This window comes from Micromonospora sp. KC606, from assembly GCF_004348675.1.
GTDB lineage: Bacteria > Actinomycetota > Actinomycetes > Mycobacteriales > Micromonosporaceae > Micromonospora.
Map to the genome: position 1 here is coordinate 1 of NZ_SMKN01000322.1, position 4,713 is coordinate 4,713.

5 protein-coding genes are annotated in these 4,713 nt (G+C 71.8%); 4 read left to right on the plus strand and 1 reads right to left on the minus strand.

The genetic code is table 11. From position 1 onward, the window contains the following. Window positions 1-63: 63 nt before the first annotated feature. The 3 genes from E1193_RS30185 (at window position 64) to E1193_RS30195 (ending at window position 2,783) form a co-directional block, all read left to right on the plus strand. Window positions 64-1,005, plus strand: coding sequence for a PPK2 family polyphosphate kinase (locus E1193_RS30185; protein ID WP_132186545.1), 942 nt, complete (start codon window positions 64-66; stop codon window positions 1,003-1,005). Window positions 1,006-1,147: 142 nt separating this feature from the next. Then, window positions 1,148-1,774 (plus strand): DUF47 family protein, encoded by a 627-nt coding sequence (locus tag E1193_RS30190; RefSeq protein ID WP_132186541.1) that lies wholly within the window; start codon window positions 1,148-1,150, stop codon window positions 1,772-1,774. 4 nt (window positions 1,775-1,778) lie between these two features. Continuing rightward, window positions 1,779-2,783: an inorganic phosphate transporter gene (locus tag E1193_RS30195; protein WP_132186542.1), complete on the plus strand. Its 1,005-nt coding sequence runs from the start codon at window positions 1,779-1,781 to the stop codon at window positions 2,781-2,783. 156 nt (window positions 2,784-2,939) lie between these two features. Here the strand turns inward: E1193_RS30195 and E1193_RS30200 are convergent, their stop codons facing one another. After that, a complete protein-coding gene (locus E1193_RS30200) occupies window positions 2,940-3,908 on the minus strand; it encodes a Gfo/Idh/MocA family oxidoreductase (RefSeq protein ID WP_132186543.1) in 969 nt (322 codons plus the stop codon). Window positions 3,909-3,979: 71 nt separating this feature from the next. Between E1193_RS30200 and E1193_RS30205 the strand changes: the two genes are divergently transcribed. After that, window positions 3,980-4,713, plus strand: a 734-nt coding sequence (locus tag E1193_RS30205) for an NUDIX domain-containing protein (protein WP_132186544.1), incomplete at its 3' end; no start/stop codon positions are given.

Below are 4,713 nucleotides of genomic sequence, written 5' to 3' on the forward strand. Positions count from 1 at the left end.
GGTGAGGATCGGGGGATGGGAACGCTCGATGGAACGGAGGTCGTGCCGCCGACGGGCGGCACGATGCGCGAACTGCTGCGGGTCTCCTCGACGGGTGCGCCGGTGGACCTGGGGTCGGTCGACCCCAGGTCCACCCCCGGCCTGCCTTCCGTGCCGGGCCGCGGCCACGGCCGCAAGGCGTGGGCGCGCGAGCAGGTGGCGCTGATCGGTGCCGGACTGGGACGACAGCAGGAGATGCTCTTCGCCACCGCGAAGGCCGCCGCCGGCCCGGACGCGCCGGCCGGCGCCCCGACGGCGGCCGGCGGGCACCTGGGCGGCGACCGGCCGGCGCGGGTGCTGCTGGTGCTCCAGGCGATGGACTGCGGTGGCAAGGACGGCGCGGTGAAGCGGGTGGCGGGGGCGATGAACCCGCTCGGCCTGCACATCCGCTCGTTCGGCCCGCCGACGGAGGAGGAGCTGCGGCACGACTTCCTGTGGCGGATCCGGCGGGCGTTGCCGCCGCCGGGCTACGTCGGCGTCTTCAACCGGTCCCACTACGAGGACGTGCTGGTGGCCCGGGTCGACCGGCTGGTGACGGAAACCACCTGGCGGGCCCGGTACGACGAGATCAACACCTTTGAGCGGGAACTGGTCGACGCCGGGGTGTCCCTGGTCAAGGTGATGTTGCACATCTCCCGCGCGGAGCAGGCGGAGCGGCTGGCGGAGCGGCTGACCGACCCGACGAAACACTGGAAGTACGAGCCGGGCGACCTCGACGCGCGGGCCCGCTGGAACGACTACCAGGCCGCGTACGCCGAGGCGCTGGGCCGGTGCGGCACGACCGACGCGCCGTGGTTCGTGGTGCCGGCGGACCGTAAGTGGTACAGGGACTGGGCGCTGGCCCATCTGCTGTCGGAGACGTTCGCCGCCCTGCATCTCGGGTATCCGGCTGCCGGTTTCGACGTCGAGCGGGAGCTTCGACGGCTGCGGGGCGGTGAGCCTGCGCAGCGAGGTGAAGCGGAGTGAGGTTAACGGAGGGTTAACGAGTGGTGAATCGGGCCTGGCCGGGGGTGGGCCGGCTGATACGGGGATCTGTGGGGTACCTAGCATTCCCGAAGCGACGCCCCTGGGTGTGCCACCCTTCCACCGACACGACGAGGTCCGTGCTGTGAAGTTTTCCTTCCGCCCGAACGAGGGCGCCTTCTACGAGCTCTTCACCAGGGCCGCGCAGAACCTGGTGAAGGGCACCACACTGCTCAACGAGCTGGCGCTGCCCGACGTCGAGGTGCAGTCGGTGAGCGAGCGGCTGACCGAGGTCGAGCATGACAGCGACCAGATCACCCACGACCTGTACAAGAAGATCAACTCGACCTTCATCACCCCGTTCGACCGGGAGGACATCTACCGGCTCGGCTCGCTGCTCGACGACGTGATGGACCACCTTGAGGCGGTCGGCAACCTGCTCTACCTGTATGGCCTGACCAAGCTCCCCTCGTTGCCCCGCGAGATGCACGAGATGGTCAACGTCCTCGACCAGCAGGCGAAGCTGACCGCCGAGGCCATGCCCCGGCTGCGGTCGATGAAGGATCTCGAGGACTACTGGATCGAGTGCAACCGGCTGGAGAACGACGGCGACCAGGCGTACCGGATGCTGCTGGTCCGCCTCTTCTCCGGCGAGTACGACGCGTTGACCGTGCTGAAGATGAAGGAGGTCGCCGACGAGCTGGAGGCTGCCTGCGACGCCTTCGAGCACGTGGCGAACACCGTCGAGACCATCGCGGTCAAGGAGTCCTGAGCCTGTGAGTCCCGAACTCGTCGCCGTGCTGGCGGTGATCGGGGTGGCCCTGGTGTTCGACTACACCAACGGCTTCCACGACGCCGCCAACGCGATCGCGACCAGCATCTCCACCCGGGCGCTGACACCCCGGGTGGCCCTGGCCATGGCGGCCGTCGGCAACTTCATCGGCGCCCACTTCGGCGCCGAGGTGGCCAAGACCGTCGGCAGTGGCCTGGTCAGCCTCCCCACCGGCCAGGCCAGCCTGGGCATCGTCTTCGCCGGTGTCATCGGCGCGATCGTCTGGAACCTGATCACCTGGTACTACGGCCTGCCGTCGTCCTCGTCGCACGCGCTGATCGGCGGTCTGGTCGGCTCGACCATCGCCGCCTCCGGCACGGTGCTCTGGAGTGGCATCGGCGAGAGCGTCGTCATCCCGATGGTGCTGTCGCCGCTGGTCGGCTTCCTGCTCGGGTACATCGTCATGATCGCCGTGCAGTGGATCTTCCGGAAGGGGCACCCGGGCAAGCTGAACCGGGGCTTCCGCTGGGCGCAGACGGCGTCCGCCGCCGCCATGTCGGTCGGCCACGGCATGCAGGACGCCGCCAAGACCATCGGCATCGTGGTGCTCGCGCTCTACGTGGGCGGCTACCAGAACGACCCGTCGTTCATCCCGGAGTGGGCGTTTTGGACCTCCGCCGCCGTCCTCGCCGCCGGCACGTACGCCGGTGGCTGGCGGATCATCCGTACCCTCGGCCGTAAGATCATCGACCTCGGGCCGCCGGAGGGCTTCGCGGCGGAGACGGTGGCCAGCTCGGTGCTCTACTTCAACGCGCTGGTTCTCGGCGCCCCGATCTCGACCACCCACACCATCACCTCGGCGATCATGGGCGTCGGCGCCACCAAGCGGCTCTCCGCCGTCCGGTGGGGCGTGGCCGGCAACATCATCGGCGCCTGGATTCTGACCTTCCCGGCCGCCGGCACCATCGGCGCGCTGATGTTCTTCCTGGTCCGTCCGCTGTTCAGCTGACCGGCCGCCTGCGCGGGCCCCGCCACCGTCCGGTGGCGGGGCTTCCTGCTCTGCCGCCACGGGCGCGCCGGCGACCGGCACCGCGTTCCCGCCGGCCACGCCCGCCGCCGGCCGTCCGGCACCGCCCCCTCTGGTACGCCGGCGGCCCGACCATCGTCAGGAGTAGTGGACCCCGATCTGCTCCCGGATGCCGTCCAAAAGCGTAATCACCTCCAGCGTCGCCGAGTGCGGCACCAGCGGGCTCTCGGTCAGCCCCGCGGCCAGGCAGCGCTGCACCTCGGCGGCCTCGTGCTGGTAGCCGCCGCCGACCAGTTCGGCCGGCAGGGTCTCCGGCTCCGCCCCGGCCCGGTGCAGCACCGCCGCACCGGGCCGGAAGAACGGCTCCGGCAGGTCGATCCGGCCGGTGGTGCCGACGATCGAGGCGCTCGCCCCCGACGGGCCCACCAGGCCGCAGCTCAGCGTGGCGACCGCGCCCGAGTCGTACCCGAGGACGATGCCGGTGTTCTCGTCCACGCCCTCCGGGCTGAGCTTGGCCCAGGCCCGCACGTGCTGCGGCACGCCGAACAGCAGGTGGGCCAGGCTCACCGGGTAGACCCCCAGGTCCAGCAGTGCGCCGCCGCCCAGCGCCCGGGCCCGCAGCCGGTGCTCGGGCGGGAACGGACCGGCCAACCCGAAATCCGCCCGGACGCCGGTCGGCTCCCCGATCGCCCCGTCGGCGACCAGGTCGACCACCCGCAGGACGAGCGGGTTGGTCCGCATCCACATGGCCTCCATCAGGAAGATCCCACGGGCGCGGGCTGCCTCGACCAGCTCGGTGGTGGTCGGCAGGTCGAGGGTGAACGGCTTCTCCACCAGCACCGCCCGCCCGGCGTCCAGGCAGACCCGGGTGGCCGCGTGGTGGGCGGCGTGCGGGGTGGCCACGTAGATCACGTCCACCTCGTCGTCGGCGGCCAGTCCCGTCCACGAGCCGTACCACCGGGGGATGTCGTGCCGGGCGGCGAACCGTTCGGCGCTCTCCGGCGTGCGAGAGCCGACCGCGACCAGGTCTGCCCCGGGCACCAAGCGCAGGTCCTCGGCGAAACGAGCGGCGATGTTTCCGGTGGCCAGGATTCCCCAACGTGTCATGGCGGCCACGCTATCCCGGGCCGGTGCGCGGGCGGGAAGACCATCCACCGGCCGGGAACTAGGCTCGCGGGGTGACGATCGACGGCTTCGCGGCACCGCCCGCCCTGGTGGAGCACGCCCGCCGGTTCCGCGCCGAGGGCGGCGCCCCGGCGGTGCCCCGGGTCGCCGCGACCGTGCTGCTGCTGCGACCGACCGACGCCGACTTCGAGGTGTACGTCATCCGCCGGGTCGCCACGATGACCTTCGGGGGAATGTACGCCTTCCCGGGCGGCGGAGTGGACCGCTCCGACTCGCGGGCGCACCTGGACTGGGCCGGCCCGCGACCCACCGGCTGGGGTGCCCGGTTGGGGCTGCCCCCGCAGGCCGCCCAGGCGGTGGTCTGCGCGGCGGCGCGGGAGGTCTTCGAGGAGGCCGGCGTGCTGCTGGCCGGCCCGGACGCCGCGACGGTGGTCGGCGACGTCAGCGGCGATGACTGGGAGGCGGCCCGACAGGACCTGGAGGCCCGTCGGGTGGGCTTCGCCGAGCTGCTCGCCGGCCGGTGTCTGACGCTCCGGTCCGACCTGCTGCTGCCGTGGAGCCGGTGGATCACACCCGAGTTCGAGCCGCGCCGTTTCGACACGTACTTCTTCCTGGCCCTGCTGCCGGAGGGCCAGCGGACCCGGGACGTCTCCGGCGAGGCCGACCACACTATGTGGATCCGCCCGGCGGACGCCCTGGCCCGGGCGGAGGCCGGCGAGCTGGCCATGTTGCCGCCGACCCTGGTCACCCTGGCCCAGGTCGCCGCCGCCGGTGATCTGGCGGGCCT